Source organism: Dokdonella fugitiva (assembly GCF_004342425.1).
Classification (GTDB): domain Bacteria; phylum Pseudomonadota; class Gammaproteobacteria; order Xanthomonadales; family Rhodanobacteraceae; genus Dokdonella_A; species Dokdonella_A fugitiva.
Window position 1 is genome coordinate 83,175 of the sequence record NZ_SLWQ01000012.1, and the last position, 17,486, is coordinate 100,660.

The 17,486-nt window shown below is 67.8% G+C and carries 10 protein-coding genes and 2 tRNA genes; 9 read left to right on the top strand and 3 right to left on the bottom strand.

Translation table 11 applies throughout. From position 1 onward, the window contains the following. Positions 1-22: 22 nt before the first annotated feature. Both EV148_RS16890 and EV148_RS16895 read left to right on the top strand, forming a co-directional pair. Positions 23-113 (top strand) — tRNA-Ser (locus EV148_RS16890). Between the two features lie 80 nt (positions 114-193). Next, the gene (locus EV148_RS16895) at positions 194-586 is read left to right on the top strand and encodes a DUF6165 family protein (protein WP_132000027.1); all 393 of its coding nucleotides are present in this window, start codon (positions 194-196) and stop codon (positions 584-586) included. Positions 587-608: 22 nt separating this feature from the next. On the opposite strand, the gene EV148_RS16900 is transcribed toward EV148_RS16895, so the two are convergent. After that, the gene (locus EV148_RS16900) at positions 609-3,167 is read right to left on the bottom strand and encodes a serine/threonine-protein kinase (protein WP_158287521.1); all 2,559 of its coding nucleotides are present in this window, start codon (positions 3,165-3,167) and stop codon (positions 609-611) included. A 177-nt stretch (positions 3,168-3,344) separates the two neighbouring features. Continuing rightward, positions 3,345-5,273, bottom strand: a complete 1,929-nt coding sequence (locus EV148_RS16905) for a formylglycine-generating enzyme family protein (protein WP_132000029.1) — start codon at positions 5,271-5,273, stop codon at positions 3,345-3,347. An 89-nt stretch (positions 5,274-5,362) separates the two neighbouring features. On the opposite strand from EV148_RS16905, the gene rnd reads away from it, so the two are divergent. The 7 genes from rnd to EV148_RS16940 all read left to right on the top strand — a co-directional run bounded on the left by rnd (position 5,363) and on the right by EV148_RS16940 (position 16,559). After that, positions 5,363-6,442, top strand: a complete 1,080-nt coding sequence (gene rnd / locus EV148_RS16910; protein WP_220485093.1) for a ribonuclease D — start codon at positions 5,363-5,365, stop codon at positions 6,440-6,442. Between the two features lie 373 nt (positions 6,443-6,815). Next, positions 6,816-9,320: a bifunctional aspartate kinase/homoserine dehydrogenase I gene (gene thrA / locus EV148_RS16915; RefSeq protein WP_132000030.1), complete on the top strand. Its 2,505-nt coding sequence runs from the start codon at positions 6,816-6,818 to the stop codon at positions 9,318-9,320. Next, complete coding sequence (locus EV148_RS16920) at positions 9,317-10,240, top strand: homoserine kinase (RefSeq protein WP_132000031.1); 924 nt, start codon at positions 9,317-9,319, stop codon at positions 10,238-10,240. Before thrA ends, EV148_RS16920 begins: the two co-directional genes overlap by 4 nt. An 11-nt stretch (positions 10,241-10,251) precedes the next feature. Continuing rightward, positions 10,252-11,559, top strand: coding sequence for a threonine synthase (thrC, locus tag EV148_RS16925; protein WP_132000042.1), 1,308 nt, complete (start codon positions 10,252-10,254; stop codon positions 11,557-11,559). 206 nt (positions 11,560-11,765) lie between these two features. After that, positions 11,766-11,841, top strand: a tRNA-Ala gene (locus tag EV148_RS16930). A 725-nt stretch (positions 11,842-12,566) separates the two neighbouring features. Then, the gene (locus tag EV148_RS16935; protein WP_132000032.1) at positions 12,567-15,374 is read left to right on the top strand and encodes an RHS repeat domain-containing protein; all 2,808 of its coding nucleotides are present in this window, start codon (positions 12,567-12,569) and stop codon (positions 15,372-15,374) included. Between the two features lie 114 nt (positions 15,375-15,488). Next, on the top strand, positions 15,489-16,559 hold the full coding sequence (locus tag EV148_RS16940) for a glycosyltransferase family 87 protein (RefSeq protein ID WP_132000033.1): 1,071 nt from the start codon (positions 15,489-15,491) through the stop codon (positions 16,557-16,559). A gap of 182 nt (positions 16,560-16,741) precedes the next feature. On the opposite strand, the gene EV148_RS16945 is transcribed toward EV148_RS16940, so the two are convergent. Continuing rightward, entirely contained in the window at positions 16,742-17,200 is a 459-nt protein-coding gene (locus EV148_RS16945; RefSeq protein WP_277871166.1) for a type II restriction endonuclease, read from the bottom strand. Between the last annotated feature and the right edge of the window lie 286 nt (positions 17,201-17,486).

Below are 17,486 nucleotides of genomic sequence, written 5' to 3' on the forward strand. Positions count from 1 at the left end.
TCGCGTCGCCGGCAGGTTTCCTGGAGAGGTGGCAGAGTGGTCGAATGCGCCGGATTCGAAATCCGGTTTACGGTTATGCCGTAACGTGGGTTCGAATCCCACCCTCTCCGCCAGTTTCGAACGCAAGGGGCCGCGAGGCCCCTTGTTCGTTTCCGGCGTCGCCACGTCGGCGCCCTCGACAGCGAGCCAAGCCATGAGCACGATTTCCACCCCGGTGTCCTTCGGCGAGCTGATCGACAAGATCACCATCCTCGAGATCAAGGCCGAGCAGATCCGCGACGCGGCGAAGGTCGCGAACGTGCGCACCGAACTCGACCTGCTCGGCGCGACGTGGGCGGCACATCCGGCGTCGAAGACCGACATCTCCGACGAACGCGCGCGCCTGCGCGCGGTGAACCAGGCGCTGTGGGACATCGAAGACCGCATCCGCCTCAAGGAAAAGGCGAAGGCATTCGACGCCGAGTTCATCGAACTCGCGCGCGCGGTGTATTTCCGCAACGATGAGCGCGCCGCGGTCAAGCGCGAGATCAACGAGAAGCTCGGCTCGACCCTGGTCGAGGAAAAGTCCTACCAGGACTACCGCTGACGTCGACCTCGCGGGGCCGGGCCTAGGTCCCCTCGCCACCCGTGGCGAGTTCCGCCACGAGTGCGCGCGTGCGCGGATGCGCTTCGCCGTAGACGCGGCGACAGGTCGCGAGCGCTTCCTCGCGCAGCGCGCGTGCTTCGTCCGGCGCGCCGCGCTCGATGATGCCGGCGAGCAGCCGGTCCACCTCGGCCATGCGCACGCTGCCCGACTCGCTGCTCGCAGCGAGCCTCGCCCGCGCCGCACGCGCGAACCTTTCCCCCTCTTCCCGTTCGCCGCGTCCGGCGAGCACGGCGCCGTAGGCGGCATCGGCCCAGGCGAGGAAGGCGAGATCGTCGGGCGAATGCGCGAGATCGGCGCGGCTGTCGGCCAGCGTCGCCAGCGCCGCCGGGTCGTGCGCGCGCCACTCGGCGAGGCCGAGCATGAGCTTGGTGCGCCCGCGCCGCGGGATCTTTCCTGCATCCATGATCGAGCGCGCTTCGCGCAGGCTGGCGATCGAGGCGGCGTCGTCACCCGCGTAGTACTGCGCCGAGCCGAATGCCGAGAGCGTGATCGCGATCATCGGCGCGCCCGGCTGCAAGGTCGCGCGCGCCTGCGCGACGGCCGCGCCGAGCGTCGCCACGGCGAGGTCGAGGTGCCCCGTGTAAAGCTGCGCGAGCCCGAGCACGTTGTCGACGTAGATCGCGCGCGCATGGCCCTTGCCGAGCGTGCGCTCGAGCATCGCGTGCGCGCGCGTCGCGAGTTCTTCCGCCTGCGCATAGCGCTCCTGGTAGAGCGCATCGCTGGCGAGGTTCATGAGGTCCATCGCGATGTCGGGGCTGTCCGGCCCTTCGATCGCGGTGCGCTCGGCCAACGCGGCCTCGTGCATGCGCTGCGCCTCGGCACGATCACCGGCCAGGTTCGCCATCTTGGCGAGCCCGGTCAGCGCTTCGATGCGCTCGCGCGCGTGGTCAGGGCCGGCCTCGCGCAGCAGCGCGTACGCCTGCTGGTAGGCCTCGCGCGCCGCCGCGGTGTCGCCGCTGTCGCCCGCCGCGAGCGCGAGCGCGGCGAGCGCGACGCCGACCTGCGGCGAGTCGTCGCCGTGCAAGCCGCGCAGCTGCGCGACGCTGCGATCGAGCAGTTCGCGCGCGATCTTCGGCTCGCCGATGCGCGCGAGCACGTTGGCGATCGTCATGCGCAGGTCGGCCTGCACGTCGGGCGCATCGGGAAACTCGGCATCGATGCGCTGCGCGGCCTTGCGCAGCAGGTCGACCGGCGTGCTGGCCCCGCGCTGCGCCTGGTACGGGTTGGCGTCCTTGAACAGCGACGTCAGGAACGCCTGCGCGTGCTCGGCGCGGGTCGCCATGCGCGTCGCGCGCTGGGCCTGCCACAGCGCGACCATCGCCACGCCGAACAGGGCCGCGACCGCGATGCCGGCGACCGCCACCGCGGCGCGGTGCCGGCGCATGAAACGCGTGGCCGAATAGAGGAAGCCGGGCCGCACGATCGTCAGCGGGCGATCCTCGAGCCAGCGGCGCAAGTCCTCGCGCAGCAGCGCGACCGAGGCATAGCGGCGCGCGGGCTCGTGCGCGAGCGCGTGGGCGATGATGCGGCCGAGGTCGCCGCGCAGCAGGCGCGGAACGGTGCGCGGCTCCGCCGTCGCGACGCCGGCGCGTGCGGTCGCCGTCGCCGCCTGGCGCGCGAGTTCGGCCGTCGTCCAGTCCGCGTCCGTGCCGCGGCCCTCGAGCGTCGGCAGGCGCCGGCCGCTGACCAGTTCGAACAGCAGCAGGCCGAGCGCGTGTACGTCGGTGGCCGTGCTCGCGCGCTCGCCGCGCAACTGTTCCGGCGCGGCGTACTCGGGCGTGAACACGCGCGTCGCGGGCGCCTGCTCGCTGCGCGCGTCGAGCACGAGCGCGATGCCGAAGTCGAGCAGCTTGACCACGCCGTCGGCGCCGACGAGCACGTTCGACGGCTTGAGGTCGCGGTGCACGACGAGCTGCGCGTGCGCGTGCGCGACGGCGGCGCAGACCTGGTCGAACAGCTGCACGCGCGCGACGACGTCGAGCGCGTTGCGTTCGCAGTAGTCGAGCAACGGCTCGCCGTCGACGTATTCCATCGCGAGCCAGGCGCGATCGCGCTCGATGCCCGCGTCGACGAACGCAGTGATGTTGGGATGGGCGAGCGCGGCCAGCACGCGGCGTTCGCGCGCGGCGAGTTCGGCCACGCGCGCGGCGTCGCCGTCGAGCAGCTTGAGCGCGACGTGCTGGACGAAGTCGGCACCGCGGCGCTCGGCGAGATAGACCACGCCCATGCCGCCGCTGCCGATCCGGCGCACCAGGCGGTAGGCACCGAAGTGGCGACCAAGCTCGTCGTCCAGGGTCGGCAGCAGCCGCCGCAGCGGCGCGTCGAGCGCCTCGGTGCGCGCGCGCTGCGCGTCGCCCGCGAGTTCGCGCGCCGAGGTCGCTAGCGCGGGATCGGTAGCCGCGATGCGCTCGAGTTCGGCCTCGCGCGCGGCCGGCGTGAGCACATCGAGCCGCTCGACGAGCGCGCGCAGCTCGCGCCAGCGCGCGGCGTCGAACAGCGGCGGCGTGGATGCGCCGCTCATGCGGCGCTGCACCGCGTGCGCGGGTCGGGGCGGACGTCGTACGGCACGCTGCATCCTGTGGTTCGGCCGGTGCACATCATCGCATCCCGGCGCGCCGGTGACAGCGGTTTTGCCCGCAGCGCCCCGGCACCTGCCCGCAGTGGTCGTCGCCGAGAGGGCGGATCGAACGTCGGACGCCTACAGATCCCGCGCGACGCGGAAGCCGACGCGCGCGCTGCGCGTATCGGTGCGCGCGGCGATGCGGAACGCCGAGCGCACCTGGTCCGGGTCGCTGCCCCACGAGCCGCCGCGCACGACGCGGCGTTCGCAGCCGGGATTGACCCAGGCCGTGCTGTCGCGCGGCGCGCGCGTGTAGTTGTCGTGCCAGCAGTCCTCGACCCATTCCGACACGTTGCCTTCCATGTCGAACAGGCCGTAGCGGTTCGCCGCGAAGCTGCGCGTCGGCGCCGGTCCCCAATACCCGTCGCTGTAGCGCGGGAATGCGCTGGTCCAGCTGCGCTTGCTCGGCGAACGGTCGCCTTCGCCGGTGAAGTTGCCGATCACGCGATCCGGGTCGCCGTCGCCCCAGCTGTAGCGCGCCGCCGAGCCCGCGCGCTCGGCGTACTCGAATTCGGCCTCGGTCGGCAGCCGGTAGTGCTTGCCGGTGCGCGCCGACAGCCACCCGAGGTAGGCCTTGGCGTCGTTCCACGAGACGTTGATCACCGGCAGGTTGTCTCCCGCGCGCTCGCCGCGATAGTCGTTGCGCCAGCTCATGCCGCGGCGGTCGGCGATGCGTCCCGTGCTTTCCTCGTAGACGGTGGCCGAACCGAGCTTCTCCGCGTCGGTGGCGTACTTCGTCGCCGCGACGAACTCGCGGAACTGCCCGACCGTGACCTCGCCCTGGCCGAGCGCGAAACCGACCGCGATGCGCACGCGCCGCTGCGGTTCCTCGCTGTCCTGATGCCCGCTCTCGTCCGCGGGCGATCCCATCACGAACTCGCCCGTCGGCACGACCACGAGCGGCGGCGCGCTGCCCGCGACATCGAGGAAGCGGTCGCGGATGACTTCGCCCGGCGCGAGGCTCGCGTAGAGGCGTGCGTTGCGCAGGCGCAGGTTGAAATCGTCGATGCCGGCGAGGTCGGGGCTGATCGCCAGCGCCTTCTTCGCCAGTTGCTCGGCCAGGTCCGCATTGCCCGAATCGAGCGCCGAACGCGCCTGGGCGAGCACGGTTTCGGCGCGCTGGCGACGGATGCCGTCGACGCGCGAACGCGTCTCGAGCAGGGCCTGCGAGCCCGGGCGGATCGCCGAGGCGACGCCGAGGGTGGCGTCGGCGCCGCCGAAATCGTCCTGCGCGGCCTGGGCGAGCGCGCGGTCGAGGAACTCGCGCTCGATCGTGGCGAGTCCGGCGTCGGCGAGGCGGTTGCCCGGGTCGAGCTTCATGACTTCGCGATACGTCGCCAGCGCGTTGTCGTTGCCTTCGCCGGTGAGCTTGCCGGCCTTCACCTGCGATGCGGCGTCGGCGAGCAGCGGCACGATCTGGTGCAGCGTCCTGATGCGCGATCGCAGCGCAGTGAGTTCCTCCTCCGGATGCGGCAGGTCGGCATAGGCGGCGACGTAACGCTGCGCAGCCGGTACGTCGCCGCGCTCGATCGCCGCGAGCGCCCAGTCATGCACGGCGCCGCCGATGCGCTCGAGCGCGGCTTCCGCATCGACGTTGTTCGGCGCCGCCACCAGCACCTGGCGGTAGAGCGCGACGGCGTTGGCATCCTTCGGCTCGAACAACGCGCCCTTTTCCTCCGCCGCGCGCGCGCGCTTGAGCAGCGCCTTCACTTCCTTGGTGGTCGCGACCGGCGGCCCCATGCGCACCGCGTCGGCGAACGAGGTGCCGACATCGGGCTCGGCATCCGGTTCCGGCGCAGGGACCGTCGTCGAAGCCGGGCGCACCGCCGACCACGTGCCCGTGGGCGGATGCAGGCCGGGCGGGCTCGTCGCGACCGGCTCCTGCGGCTGCGGCTCCACGTGCAGCACGCCGGGAAAGAAACGCCAGACGAGCGCGAACGCGAGCAACGCGATGCCGGCGGCTCCGCCGAGGGTGTGCTGCTTGCGTGCGACTTCGGTACCGGGCATCGTGGGTCGATTATCGATGCTCGCAGCGACGCGGTGAAGCCCGCGCGGAACCTGCATGCATCTTCCGTACAGACGAGGAGTTCCACAGCTTGGCCGAATGGATCGACCGCAGCGACGCGCTGCACCACCTGTTCGACGTCGTGCCTCCCCTGGTCGGCCTCGACACCGAATTCATGCGCACGGACACCTTCCTGCCGCGCCTCGCGCTGGTGCAGGTGCAGGCCGGGCCGCATGTCGCGCTGGTCGACCCGACCGCCGGCGTCGACCCGGCTCCGCTCGCGCGCGTGCTGGCCGACCCGGCGCACACGATCGTCATGCACAGCGCCGGCGAGGACCTGGAGGCGCTGGCGACCTGGAACTGCGCGATCGCCCGCCTGTTCGACACGCAGATCGCCGCTTCGTTCGCCGGCCTCGGCGCCGGCCTCGGCTACCAGAAGCTCGTGCGCGAGATCACCGGCGTCGAGCTGCCGAAGGCCGAGACGCGCTCGGACTGGCTGCGCCGCCCGCTCAGCCCCGAGCAGCTCGACTATGCCGAACAGGACGTCGTGCACCTGCCGCAACTGCACGCGCAACTGGTCGAGCGCCTCGTCGCGCGCGGCTATCTCGGCTGGTTCGAGCAGGACTGCGAACGCCTGCTCGAACGCGCGCGCAACCGCGAACCGGACCCGGAGCCGCAACTCGGCCTGCGCGGCGCCGCCGATTGGTCGCGCGACGCGCAGGCCCTGCTGCGCCGCGTGCTGCGCTGGCGCGAGGCGACCGCGCGCACGATCGACCGGCCGCGTTCGTGGCTGCTCGACGACGCACACGCGCTCGACCTCGTCGCACGCCCGCCGCAGGACGCCGACGAACTTGCCGGGCGCACGAAGGGGCTGCGCGCGCTGCGCAGCGCGCAACGTGCCGACCTGCTCGACGTGCTGCGCACGCCGCTCGCGGACGAGGAACGCGAGTTCGTGCCGATCCCGCGCGCGCCCGACGCGCGTGACAAGCAGGTGATCGCCAAGCTCAAGGAAGCCGTGGTCGCGCGCGCGGCCGCACTCGACCTTCCCGACGGCCTGCTCTGCGCGCGCCGCCACCTCGAAGCCCTGCTCGCCTCGCGCCGTTGGCCGCCCGCGCTCGAGGGCTGGCGCCGAGAGGTGTTGCACGATGCGCTGATGGATCGCCTGCCGTAGCTCGAACCGCGCACCGGGTCGGCAGGCTTGTCGTCGCGCGCTACGTTTTGTGGTCGATGAAGAGCATCGCGGCTTCGACCTCCCGGCAATGCGGACGCGGATGCTTGACAACCCCCGGGGCCCTGCCGGCAGACTCGGCCCATGCCGCTTCGTCACCTCCATGCCTTGGCGAACCCCGCGATCACCGACCGCGGTGCCTGCGCGTGCGCGACGATGAGCACGATTACGACGAGCACGACCACGACGACGATCGTGGTACGGGTGCCCGCGCGCAGCTAGATCCAGAACGCAACGGCCCCGTCCCGCAAAGGGAAACGGGCCGCAGCGATCCGCCCGACTCCCTTGCACCGGGGCCTCCCACCGGAGGCTCACGATGTCCCGCAACGCACCTGCCCTTCCCGCTGCCGCAGTGCCCGCTGCCGCCGCGTCCTGCGCCGCGCACAAGTTCGGCGGTTCCAGCCTCGCCAATGCGAGCTGCTTCTGCCGCGTCGCGGCGATCCTCGCGGCACAACCTGGCCCGCAACAGCTCGTCGTCGTCTCGGCGATGCGCGGTACGACCGATGCGCTGATTGCGCTCGCCGACGCGGCCGTGCGCGGCGACGGCGGCTGGAAAGGCGCGCACGCCGCGCTGCGCGAACGCCATCTCGCGGCGACGCGCGACCTGCTCGGCGACGACGCGGACGCGACCCTCGCCTGGCTCGACCACGGCTTCACCGACCTCGCCAACCTGCTCGCCGCGCTCGCCGTGCTCGGCACGCCGAGCCGCGAGGCAGCCGAGGCGATCCAGGGCCTGGGCGAAGTCTGGTCGGCGCGCATGCTCTCCGACTTCCTCACCCGCGAGGGGCACGATTGCGCCTGCCTCGACGCGCGCGACGTGCTCGTCGTCGGCCACGGCGAACTCGGTGCCGTCGTCGACTGGGAAACGAGCAGCGCGCGCTACGCCGACTGGCGCGCACGACATCCGCCGCCGTGGCTCGTCGTCACCGGCTTCGTCGCGCGTACGCGCGAAGGCCGCGCGACCGTGCTCGGCCGCAATGGCAGCGACTATTCCGCGGCGATCTTCGCCGCGCTCGCGGGCGCCAGCGAACTCACGCTCTGGGGCGACACCGACGGCGTGCTCTCGGCCGACCCGCGCCTCGTGCCGGACGCGGTTCCGCTCGCCGCGCTCAGTTACGACGAGGCCTGCGAGCTCGCCTACTTCGGCGCCAAGGTCATCCACCCGCAGACGCTCACGCCGGTGATCGCTCGCGGCCTGCCGGTGCGCATCCGCAATACGTTCCGCCCCGAGCATGCAGGCACCGCGATCGGCGGCCCCGCCGAAGGCGACGCGCCACGCCCGCCCGTGAAGGGCCTCAGCGTGGTGCGCGACCTCGCCGTGCTCACGCTCGAGGGCGCCGGCATGATCGGCGTGCCCGGCACCGCCGAGCGCGCGTTCGGCGCGCTGCACGCGGCGAGCGTGTCGGTGGTGATGATCTCGCAGGGCTCGTCCGAGCACTCGATCTGCTGCGTCGTGCGCGAAGCGGATTCGGCGCGTGCCGAAGCAGCGCTGCGCCGCGCGTTCGTCGCCGAGCTCGCGCGCGGCGAGATCGCCAGCGTCGGCGTCGCGGCCGGCATCAGCGTGCTCGCTGCGGTCGGCGACGGCATGGCCGGCCAGCCCGGCGTCGCCGCGCGCCTGTTCGGCGCACTCGCGCGCTGCGGCATCAACATCCGCGCGATCGCGCAGGGCGCATCCGAGCGCAACATCTCGGTCGCGGTCGACGCGGCCGACACCGCGCGTGCGCTGCGCGCGGCGCACGCGGCATTCTGGCTGTCGCCGCAGACGGTATCGATCGGACTCGTCGGCCCGGGCAAGGTCGGCGCCGCGCTGCTCGCGCAGCTCGAAGCGGCGCGCGCCCGCCTGCTGCGCGAGCACCAGCTCGACCTGCGCGTGCGGGCAGTGGCGACCCGCGGCCTGCTGTGGCTCGGCGAAGCCGACGGCGCTGCGGCGTGGCAGGATCGTGCCAGCGAGGGCGGCGACCTCGACGCGTTCACGCGCCACGTGCAGGCCGAGCACCTGCCGCATGCGCTGGTCGTCGACTGCAGCGCGAGCGACGCGGTCGCCGCGCGCTACGCCGACTGGCTCGCCGCCGGCATCCACGTCGTCACGCCGAACAAGCACGCCGGCGCCGGCCCGCGCGAGCGCTGGCAGGCGATCCGCGCGGCGAGCGCGCGCGGCGCGCGCTTCCGCTACGAGGCGACCGTCGGCGCCGGCCTGCCCGTGATCTCGACCCTGCGCGACCTGCTCGACACCGGCGATGAACTCCTTGCCGCGGAGGGCATCTTCTCGGGTACGCTCGCGTGGCTGTTCAACCGTTACGACGGTTCGGTGCCGTTTTCCGCACTCGTGCACGAAGCGCACGCGCTCGGCTACACCGAACCCGACCCGCGCGACGACCTGTCCGGTACCGACGTCGCGCGCAAGCTCGTGATCCTCGCGCGCGAGGCGGGCGTCGACCTCGACCTGGCCGACGTCGCGGTCGAAAGCCTGGTGCCGGCATCGCTGCGCGCCGCATCCGTGGAGGAGTTCATGCACCGCCTGTCCGAATTCGATGCCGCGATCGCCGCGCGCCATGCACGCACACGCGACGCCGGCCGCGTGCTGCGCTACGTCGCACGCCTCGACCGCGACGGCCGCGCGAGCGTCGGCCTCGACGAACTCCCGGCTGACCACGCGTTCGCGCACTTGCGCCTCACCGACAACATCGTGCAGTTCAGCACGCGCCGCTACCGCGACAACCCGCTCGTCGTGCAGGGTCCCGGCGCGGGACCGGAGGTGACCGCGGCCGGCGTGTTCGCCGACGTGCTGCGCGTCGCCGCGACGCTCGGAGCGCGCCTGTGACGCACCACGCGATCGCATTCGCGCCCGCGAGCGTCGGCAACGTCGGCGTCGGCTTCGACATCCTCGGCCACTCGGTCGCCGGCCCCGGCGACCGCGTGCTCGTGCGCCACATCCCCGAACCGACCGTGCGCATCGCGGCGATCCGCGGCAGCACGCAGGCGCTGCCGATGGACGCAGCGAGGAACACCGCGGGCGCGGCCGTGATCGCGCTGCGCAAGGCGCTGAAGATTCCGGCCGGCTTCGAGATCGAGATCGACAAGGGCATCCCGTTCGGCTCGGGGATGGGCGGCTCGGCCGCGTCCGCCGTCGCCGCGCTCGTCGCCGCGAACGCGCTGCTCGGCGAACCGCTCACGCGCAGCGAGCTGTATCCGTTCGCGCTCGAGGGCGAAGCGGTCGCGAGCGGCGGTCGCCACGGCGACAACGTCGGGCCGATGCTGCTCGGCGGCCTCGTGCTGTCGACCGCGGACCGGCTCGTGCCGATCCCGGTGCCGCGCGGCCTGCATTGCGCGCTCGTGCATCCGGCCGCGGTGCTCGAAACGCGCGCCGCACGCGCCGCGCTCGCCGGCGCGTACGCGCTGTCCGACTTCGTCGCGCAGAGCGCGAACCTCGCCCTGCTGCTCGCCGGCTGCCACGAGCGCGACCTCGACCTCATCCGCGCGGGGCTCAACGACGTGCTGGTAGAACCGCGCCGCGCGCCGCTGATCTTCGGCTTCGATCGCGTCAAGCAGGCCGCGCTGTCGGCCGGCGCGCTCGGCGCGAGCATTTCCGGCGCGGGCCCGAGCGTGTTCGCGTGGTGCGCCGACGAAGGCACCGCGCATTCGGTCGCGGGCTGGATGCGCAGCGCATTCTCTGACGTCGGCTATGCGAGCGAGGCGTGGATCTCGCCGGTCGCGGGCCCGGCCGCGCAGGTGGTCGCATGAGCGACGCGCCGATGACCTACGTGAGCACGCGCGCAGACGCACCCGCGATCGGCCTCGGCGCCGCGCTCGTCGCCGGCCTCGCGCCCGATGGCGGGCTCTACGTGCCCGCATCGCTGCCTTCGTTCGACGTGACCGACTTCGACGATTGCGACACGCTGCCCGCCGTCGCCGCCCGCCTGCTGCGTCCGTTCTTCGCCGGCGATGCGCTCTACGGCGAACTCGACGCGATCTGCGCGGAAGCGCTCGACATCCCGTCACCGCTGCGCGCGATCGCGCCGGACACATGGCTGCTCGAGCTGTTCCACGGCCCGACCGCAGCGTTCAAGGATTTCGCGGCGCGGTTCCTCGCGGCGTGTTTTGCGCGGTTGCGCCTGCGCGATGCCGCTGCGCCGGCACGCACCGTCCTCGTCGCCACCTCCGGCGACACCGGCGCCGCGGTCGCCGCCGCGTTCCATCGCCGCCCCGGCTTCCGCGTCGTCATCCTCTACCCCGACGGCCGCGTGTCGCCACGCCAGGCGCACCAGCTCGGCGCATTCGGCGACAACGTGCGCGCACTGCGCGTCGCCGGCTCGTTCGACGACTGCCAGGCACTGGCCAAGCGCGCGCTCGCCGATGAGGCGCTCAAGGCGCGGGTACCGCTCACGTCCGCCAACAGCATCAGCCTCGGTCGCCTGCTGCCACAGATGGCGTACTACGCGCTCGCCGCGTTGCAACGCCGGCGCGCCGGCGGCGCACCGCCGGCGTTCATCGTGCCGACCGGCAACCTCGGCAATGCCTTCGCGGCGATCCTCGCGCGCGCCTGCGGCCTGCCGATCGGCGCGGTCGTGCTGGCGACCAATGCGAACCGCACCCTGCCCGACTTCTTCGCCGGCGCCGACTACGCGCCACGCGCCAGCATCGCCACGCTCGCCAACGCGATGGACGTCGGCGCACCGAGCAACTTCGAACGCCTGCGCTGGCTGTATCCGGACGACGCCGACCTGCGCCGTGCCGTGACCGCCGAAGCCGTCGACGACGCGACGATCCGCGCGACCCTGCGCGCCCATGCCGGGCGCGGCCTCGTCGCCTGCCCGCACACCGCGACCGCGCTGCACGTACTCGACCGCCGCCGCGCCGCCGGCGACCACGGCGACGCCGTCGTCGTCGCGACCGCACACCCGGCCAAGTTCGACACGATCATCGAACCCCTGCTCGGCCACCCGGTCGACACCCCGCCCGCGCTCGCCGCGCTGCTCGCCCGCCCGGCGGAAGCGGAGCCGCTTGCGGCCACGTACGAGGCGCTCGTTGCGCGGCTGTGCGCGCTCGACCGCGAGCGCTGATCGCGGCGCGTGCACTCCGCCGCCGGTCGCCCCTGAGCGCAGGCGCGCAGGGCCGGAGTCGAAGGGGCCGGCCGCGCCGCTCGGCACAACGGCTGGAATGCCTCGCCACGCAGCCGCTGCCGATCCGGCATCCGAGGGCTTGGCGTCCGGCGAAACGCGGGTTATCATGCGCGCCCTTTCGCGGTCCCCAGCCGCGGATTGCACGTGGGGCGGTAGCTCAGCTGGGAGAGCGTCGCGTTCGCAATGCGAAGGTCGGGAGTTCGATCCTCCTCCGCTCCACCAATAAAATCAAAGACGTACAGAAAAGCCGGCCTCGTGCCGGTTTTTTTGTAACAGCGCTGTAACAGCATTTGTCCTGCCGACGCGAACCCAAGACGAATCGAAATGCTCGGGTGTAGTCCGCCGAGCCGAATCACCTTCTTGGGCGGCACAATCGGCTAGGTCGAGGCGCGGCGCGCGCCCTCTCGGCCATTTCTCTTCGATTGTCGTCCCCCTCCAATCTGCGTTATGCGCATTGCGTAGTCCATCGCCTTCCGGACGTGCGTGCGTCGCATGAAAGCCACGAGGCAACTAAGGGCGATATCCGGCGCCACTCGCAGACGGACGTCTCCAAAGGGGAGTCTCGGCGATGCGATCACGCTCTCGGGAAACCGATACGTCCCAAAGGGACGTGAGCAACCAAAAAGTGCACGAAGATAAACGTGCTTCGCGAAACGTTGCACTGTGCAGCAGGTGAACACGTTCCATTGACGCTGCGCTGGGAAAATGCCCAGCTCGGATGTGCTGCTTGTATGCAGCCCTCAGCCTAGAACGCCCGGTCCATCTGAGAGGTCGGGAGTCGCATCGCGTTCCGGCTGTTTATGTAGCATCGCTATGATTCGCGATTCCCGCACAAGGCGGCCCCCTTAGTACCGAAGGGATTGAGATACGATCCGCACGCGGAGGTCATGCGCGCGCTACCTCCGCAAGGGTGAGGCAATCAAACCATATGTCCAGGGAGGAACACCATGACACTTTCAGCAATCGCGAATCGAGCAGCTCTCGCATTCGCGGCTGCAATTGCTCTCTCGCACGGCGCTAGCGCAGCCGCACCGCCGTTCGACCGTTTGCGAGAAGTCGTTGAGGATCTACGCTCACATGCAACACCCGAGCAGCTGCAGCTTGCCGAAGGAAGATACAACGAGCACCTGGTTTCGTGCCCCGCAAACCTGAAGCTCTCCGGGAGCGAAACTCACGGATTCGCCGCCATCAAAGGCGTCTACTACAAATATGCAGTGATTGATCAGGGCAACGACAAGTACTGCCTGTACATGGTCGAACCGTTTGAGCAGCCGCTCAACCCCGATGAAGCCCGTGTTCTGGATATCGGAGAATCACTTAGCACACTGCAGAACTATGATCTGCCAACGCTGCCAGCAATGAAACCGGCGGCAATAGAAGAATCTTTGCAGAATCTGCTGACCGCTGTCCGCTCCGGAAAATACAAACTCAGCAAGGATGCAACGCCCACAGCACCGCAACGTTACGTCGACTGCTCAGCAGACAGCGACGATGTTCGACAGGCATTCCCTTCTGGAACCCGCTCTGGATACATCTACAACTCTGGCTATACGTGGACGACAATTCAGCATGGCGACGGCGTATGCATCTATTTTCCGCTGCTCCATCGCGCCCTGAATTCCGTCGAGGCAATTGACTTCGAAAGGGCTCTCGACCTCGTCTTCATTGAACCGCCAGGCACAAAGACCAGCAGCGCCGAAAAAAAAAATAGTGCGCAGTTCCACTCGGCTGACCAGCTCAATCAGAGCTCGTCCGTGGATCCCGGCTCAGTGACGTCGAGCGGAACGATCCGCGACGGATCCTTTCCGTATAGCGCATTGGCATACGTATCCTATCCGGGAGGTGGTGCGGGGTCGGCTGTCCAGCTCAATCAGTATGTGTTCCTTACGGCCGCCCATAATGTGGCAGACGACTCCGGGAATCCGCGCCATGGAGCGTATGTCCGCCCTGCGTACAAACTCAGTGGCGGGTGGACCTCCGACAACACGCAACTAGGCGGTGATGTTTTTGTTCACCCGAGCTGGAAGACTGCGACGGGAGAGCTGAAGCGCGCCTACGACCTCGCTGTAGTCGTTCTGCCCGGAGGGCATCCTCATCCGACGCCCACCGGTCAGTATCCGACTCCATATTTTGTGGATGCTTCACTGGATTCCGGTGCAACAGCAGCCCGGATGGGATGCGGCCCCCTTGCCGGGGGGGACCCTTTTCAGGATACGGATAGCGGCATCGTATTCAGTTACTACTGGGACCAGACCTGCGCCGGAGGTATCGAGAAGCAGGTGCTAGGGTATCCGGTGAGGTGCAACGGACAAGTCAACAGTTCCCACTTGGCTTGCAAGACTTCTCCAGTGACGATTTGGGGTGGACCAGGCACCGTGTCCGGGTCTTACCGCAAGCTCTATTACCCGGCTGGTCTGACGAATGCACCGGCTATGTCGCTGGTCAATTCGGGCGTCATTGCAGGAAACAGTGGTGGACCGGTATTCGGTCGGAGGCCCCGAACAGGGCGGTGGGACATTCTTGGCATAGTCGTTGGTGAGATTGTTTCCGGTGGAACCAACGGCATCGACGGTACGGCTGCGATATACACTCAAAAAACGCAGGCTTTTATCCAGAGGTATCTGACCTACACGCCTCCAACAGCATTCAACATTACCTCCCCGGAAGAAAACGGCATTTATGACAGGGGCGCTGTACCCAATCTGGTGGCGTCGGCTGGCGCAGCGACCAGTCAGCTGCAGTGGAGTTCCGATCTTGACGGTTACCTCGGAACCGGTGGCAACGTATATGTTGCAGGCCGCCTCAGTGCGGGCGCGCATACAATCACCGCAACATTGCCCGGAACCGCGCTGAAGGCGCTGGGCGAAGTTGACGCCGGAACAGTAGTGCAGACTCTGCATATTACAGTCGCCGGGAGTTCGAGCCCGAGTATCACGGTGACCCCGAGCGTCGTGCAGATCCCTGCCACTGCCACAACGGGGCCATTCACGTTCTCGTGGAATGTGCCTGGCTATTCGTCACTTGACGTTCGCGCCAAGGTGAATGACGACACTGATTGGGGACCGCCCACCTGGATTGCTGCCGCCGGGACAAGCGGAGCCAATATCCCGCTCGACACTACATGGACGTTCGGGTTCTTCCCTCACGGCGCCTCAAGTCCATTGCTTGGCAGCTTCACGGTTTCGGGCGTGGCGGCTCCGCCGCCTGTGTTCTATGTGACGCCGTCGAGCGGTCAGGTACCAATTGGCCCCTACGCGACACAAGGCCCCTATTCGTTTGGCTGGAATGCACCGGGCTACACATCCCTCGACATCTGGGGACAGGTTGACAATGGCAGCTGGCAGTTCGGCGCGACCGTTGATTCTGCCGACAGCCTCGGCAACACGATCGCAGCTGGCGTGCACCATCGATACCGCTTCTACCCACATGGCGATAGCGTCAACATACTTGGATCGCTCAGCATTGTAGGAGTAACGACCGAGACGCCCACATTCACGATTTCGCCGAGCACGGTGGTCGTGCCCGCGAACCAGACGACCGGACCATTCACGTTCACATGGAGAGCTCGGGGCTATGTTTCCCTGGACGTCTGGGGCCGAGTGAACGGTGGCCCATGGCAGTTCGGACTAAATATTCCGCCTACCGGGAACAATGGAGCCAATATTCCGGTGGGGGATACATGGGAATACGGTTTCTTCCCGCCCGGCAATAGCGTCGACCGAATTGGCTACCTGAAAGTAACTGCGCGTCATTAGAGTTTCGTGTGTGGCGATGCCTCACCGGCATCACCACACCTTTGCCTACGTGGTCAGGACCTCCAAGGATGCCCCCTGCCCGCCTCATTCCATACCCTTTTCAGTCATTAGCCAGTGCGCACACTCCAGCGGCCTACTTTTGCTTTTGCATCAATTTCTCTCATCGTCCTCGCCTACAGGTTGCATCAGTGCCTTCTGCTTCCTGTTGAAACCGGAGATATCGCCAGAAATGTGCTGTATGGGGCATTGGTCAATCAATCTGGTGTGGGGGCTTCTCTTCACCCACTGACATATTATTCTCAGCAGTGGTCGCAGATCTCGTGGGCGCTGTTCCCATTCTCCTATCCGCCCATTGCCTTGGCATTCTTCTCCTTTGTGGCGGCAGTATCGCCGACAATTGCAGCGGCGAAGATTGTTCTTACGGCGTTTGAAGCCGCGAATGCCCTGCTGATTCGACGATTGTCAGGTTCGACGTGGGTAGCGGTAGCCTATTGGGCCTCACCGCTGTCAATCTGGTGGGTGTCGCGCGAAGGCCAGTTCGAGCCGGTACAGGCCTTTTTTTCTCTGATCGCGTTGCTGACGCTAAGCACTGCTCCCCTAGTAGCGGGTCTGGCTATTGCGCTCGCCGTCGGCACGAAGGTAACTGCCGGCGCGCTCATTCCATACATTCTTTGGCGCTCGTGGAAAACGAGCCATGCTCAAACGGGAATGGTGATTTTGGGCGCGCTTCTGGGCTTTCTACCTGTGATTTTTGCAGAGATTGCCTACGGCGCCGGAACGAATGTACTGAAATACGGAGCCCTGCTCAGATACAACCCGTATTACTGGAATCTTTCCTCTGACATGTTTGCGTGGAATAGCTCTCCGCAAATTGTCGCTGACCAGATCGCGACCTGGACGTACCTTATCGTGCTGGTTTGGTATCTCTGCAAGGATCGATTTCATCCCGGCTATCTCGCAGCAATCGCATTCCTGGTGTTCTGCAAGACTCACAGCAACGTCCAATTCTGGTACATGCTCCTCTTGCCCAGTTTTTTGATGGCAATCCCCAGGTCGAAGCTGAGGGGAATGCTCGTTGTTCTTTGTCCATTGCTGGATATTCGCGGCTCAATGGAGGCGTTCCATGGTCCATTCGAGCAAAAGACTTTTCATGGGCTACCGAGCGTCTACGACCGCTATGGCTGAAGCCCGCGCCAATTTCAGTGCAGATCTGCTATTCAGTTATAGCGGACCTCCGCTGGTCTCCTGACCTGCTACTGGCAATACGCGGTGCACAGCACCAGCCGTCAGCTCCCGCAGCGGCCGCTGGAAAGCAGGCAGCCGCCCCTGTTTGCGTGAGCCGGAACCTAATCTGACCTCCGGCACGTCTACGAAGCCACTATGTGCAAATGTCGCACGCTGGTAATGAAGTCCTCAAGCGTTGTCAGCTCGGGCTGAACCGATTCCGGGAACTTCTGGGCGAGAGGTGCCGGAATGACGAGGCGAACACCCGCGGCTTTCATTTCGGCGAACTGGGTCTCGGATACACCCTCCTGCAAGGTAAGCAGATGCTTGACGGGGATCCGGTCCGCCTCGTTGATGACCTGCCGCCAGCGGTCCTTGCAGGTCGTTTTTACCGCGAGAAGCCTGAGATGCGCAGCAGCGAAAGTCGGGTCCTTGTACGCGGCTTCCGAAGGAAAGAGAAAATCCGGCCGCTTTCCGGAAGAACAAGAAGCAATGTCGCAATCGCAATCGGGTTCGCGGGAGGCATTTATCTCGCCACCACTCGCCGTACTGCCTGGTGGCTCCTGATTACTGCCGTCAGCGCCGTCCTGGGCTACATACAAGTTGATATGATTGTCGTGTCTGGTATGGCACGGATGCACTGAATGAGGTCAGCTATGCGAAGCATGGCGCACCGCATACGGTGACGGTAAGCGCCCGTACGCCCGTGCGCACCGTAGTCGTGCCGCAGGGCTTGACGACGAGGCGCCGGTGCGCCCGGCGCCCCCTACGACCGGCACGTCGTCCACGCCTCCGTTAGGGAAGGTCTGAACAAGTCCGTCCCATTGTGCTGAGATAGTGCCACTACCCGACGAGGAGCGCGCGCGATGGACCAGATGAGCTTTGGCG

Coding starts and splice junctions, on each gene's coding strand:
- EV148_RS16895 (WP_132000027.1), top strand. CDS start 194: ATGAGCACGATTTCCACCCCGGTGTCCTTCGGCGAGCTGATCGACAAG.
- EV148_RS16900 (WP_158287521.1), bottom strand. CDS start 3,167: ATGAGCGGCGCATCCACGCCGCCGCTGTTCGACGCCGCGCGCTGGCGC.
- EV148_RS16905 (WP_132000029.1), bottom strand. CDS start 5,273: ATGCCCGGTACCGAAGTCGCACGCAAGCAGCACACCCTCGGCGGAGCC.
- thrA (WP_132000030.1), top strand. CDS start 6,816: ATGTCCCGCAACGCACCTGCCCTTCCCGCTGCCGCAGTGCCCGCTGCC.
- thrC (WP_132000042.1), top strand. CDS start 10,252: ATGACCTACGTGAGCACGCGCGCAGACGCACCCGCGATCGGCCTCGGC.
- EV148_RS16935 (WP_132000032.1), top strand. CDS start 12,567: ATGACACTTTCAGCAATCGCGAATCGAGCAGCTCTCGCATTCGCGGCT.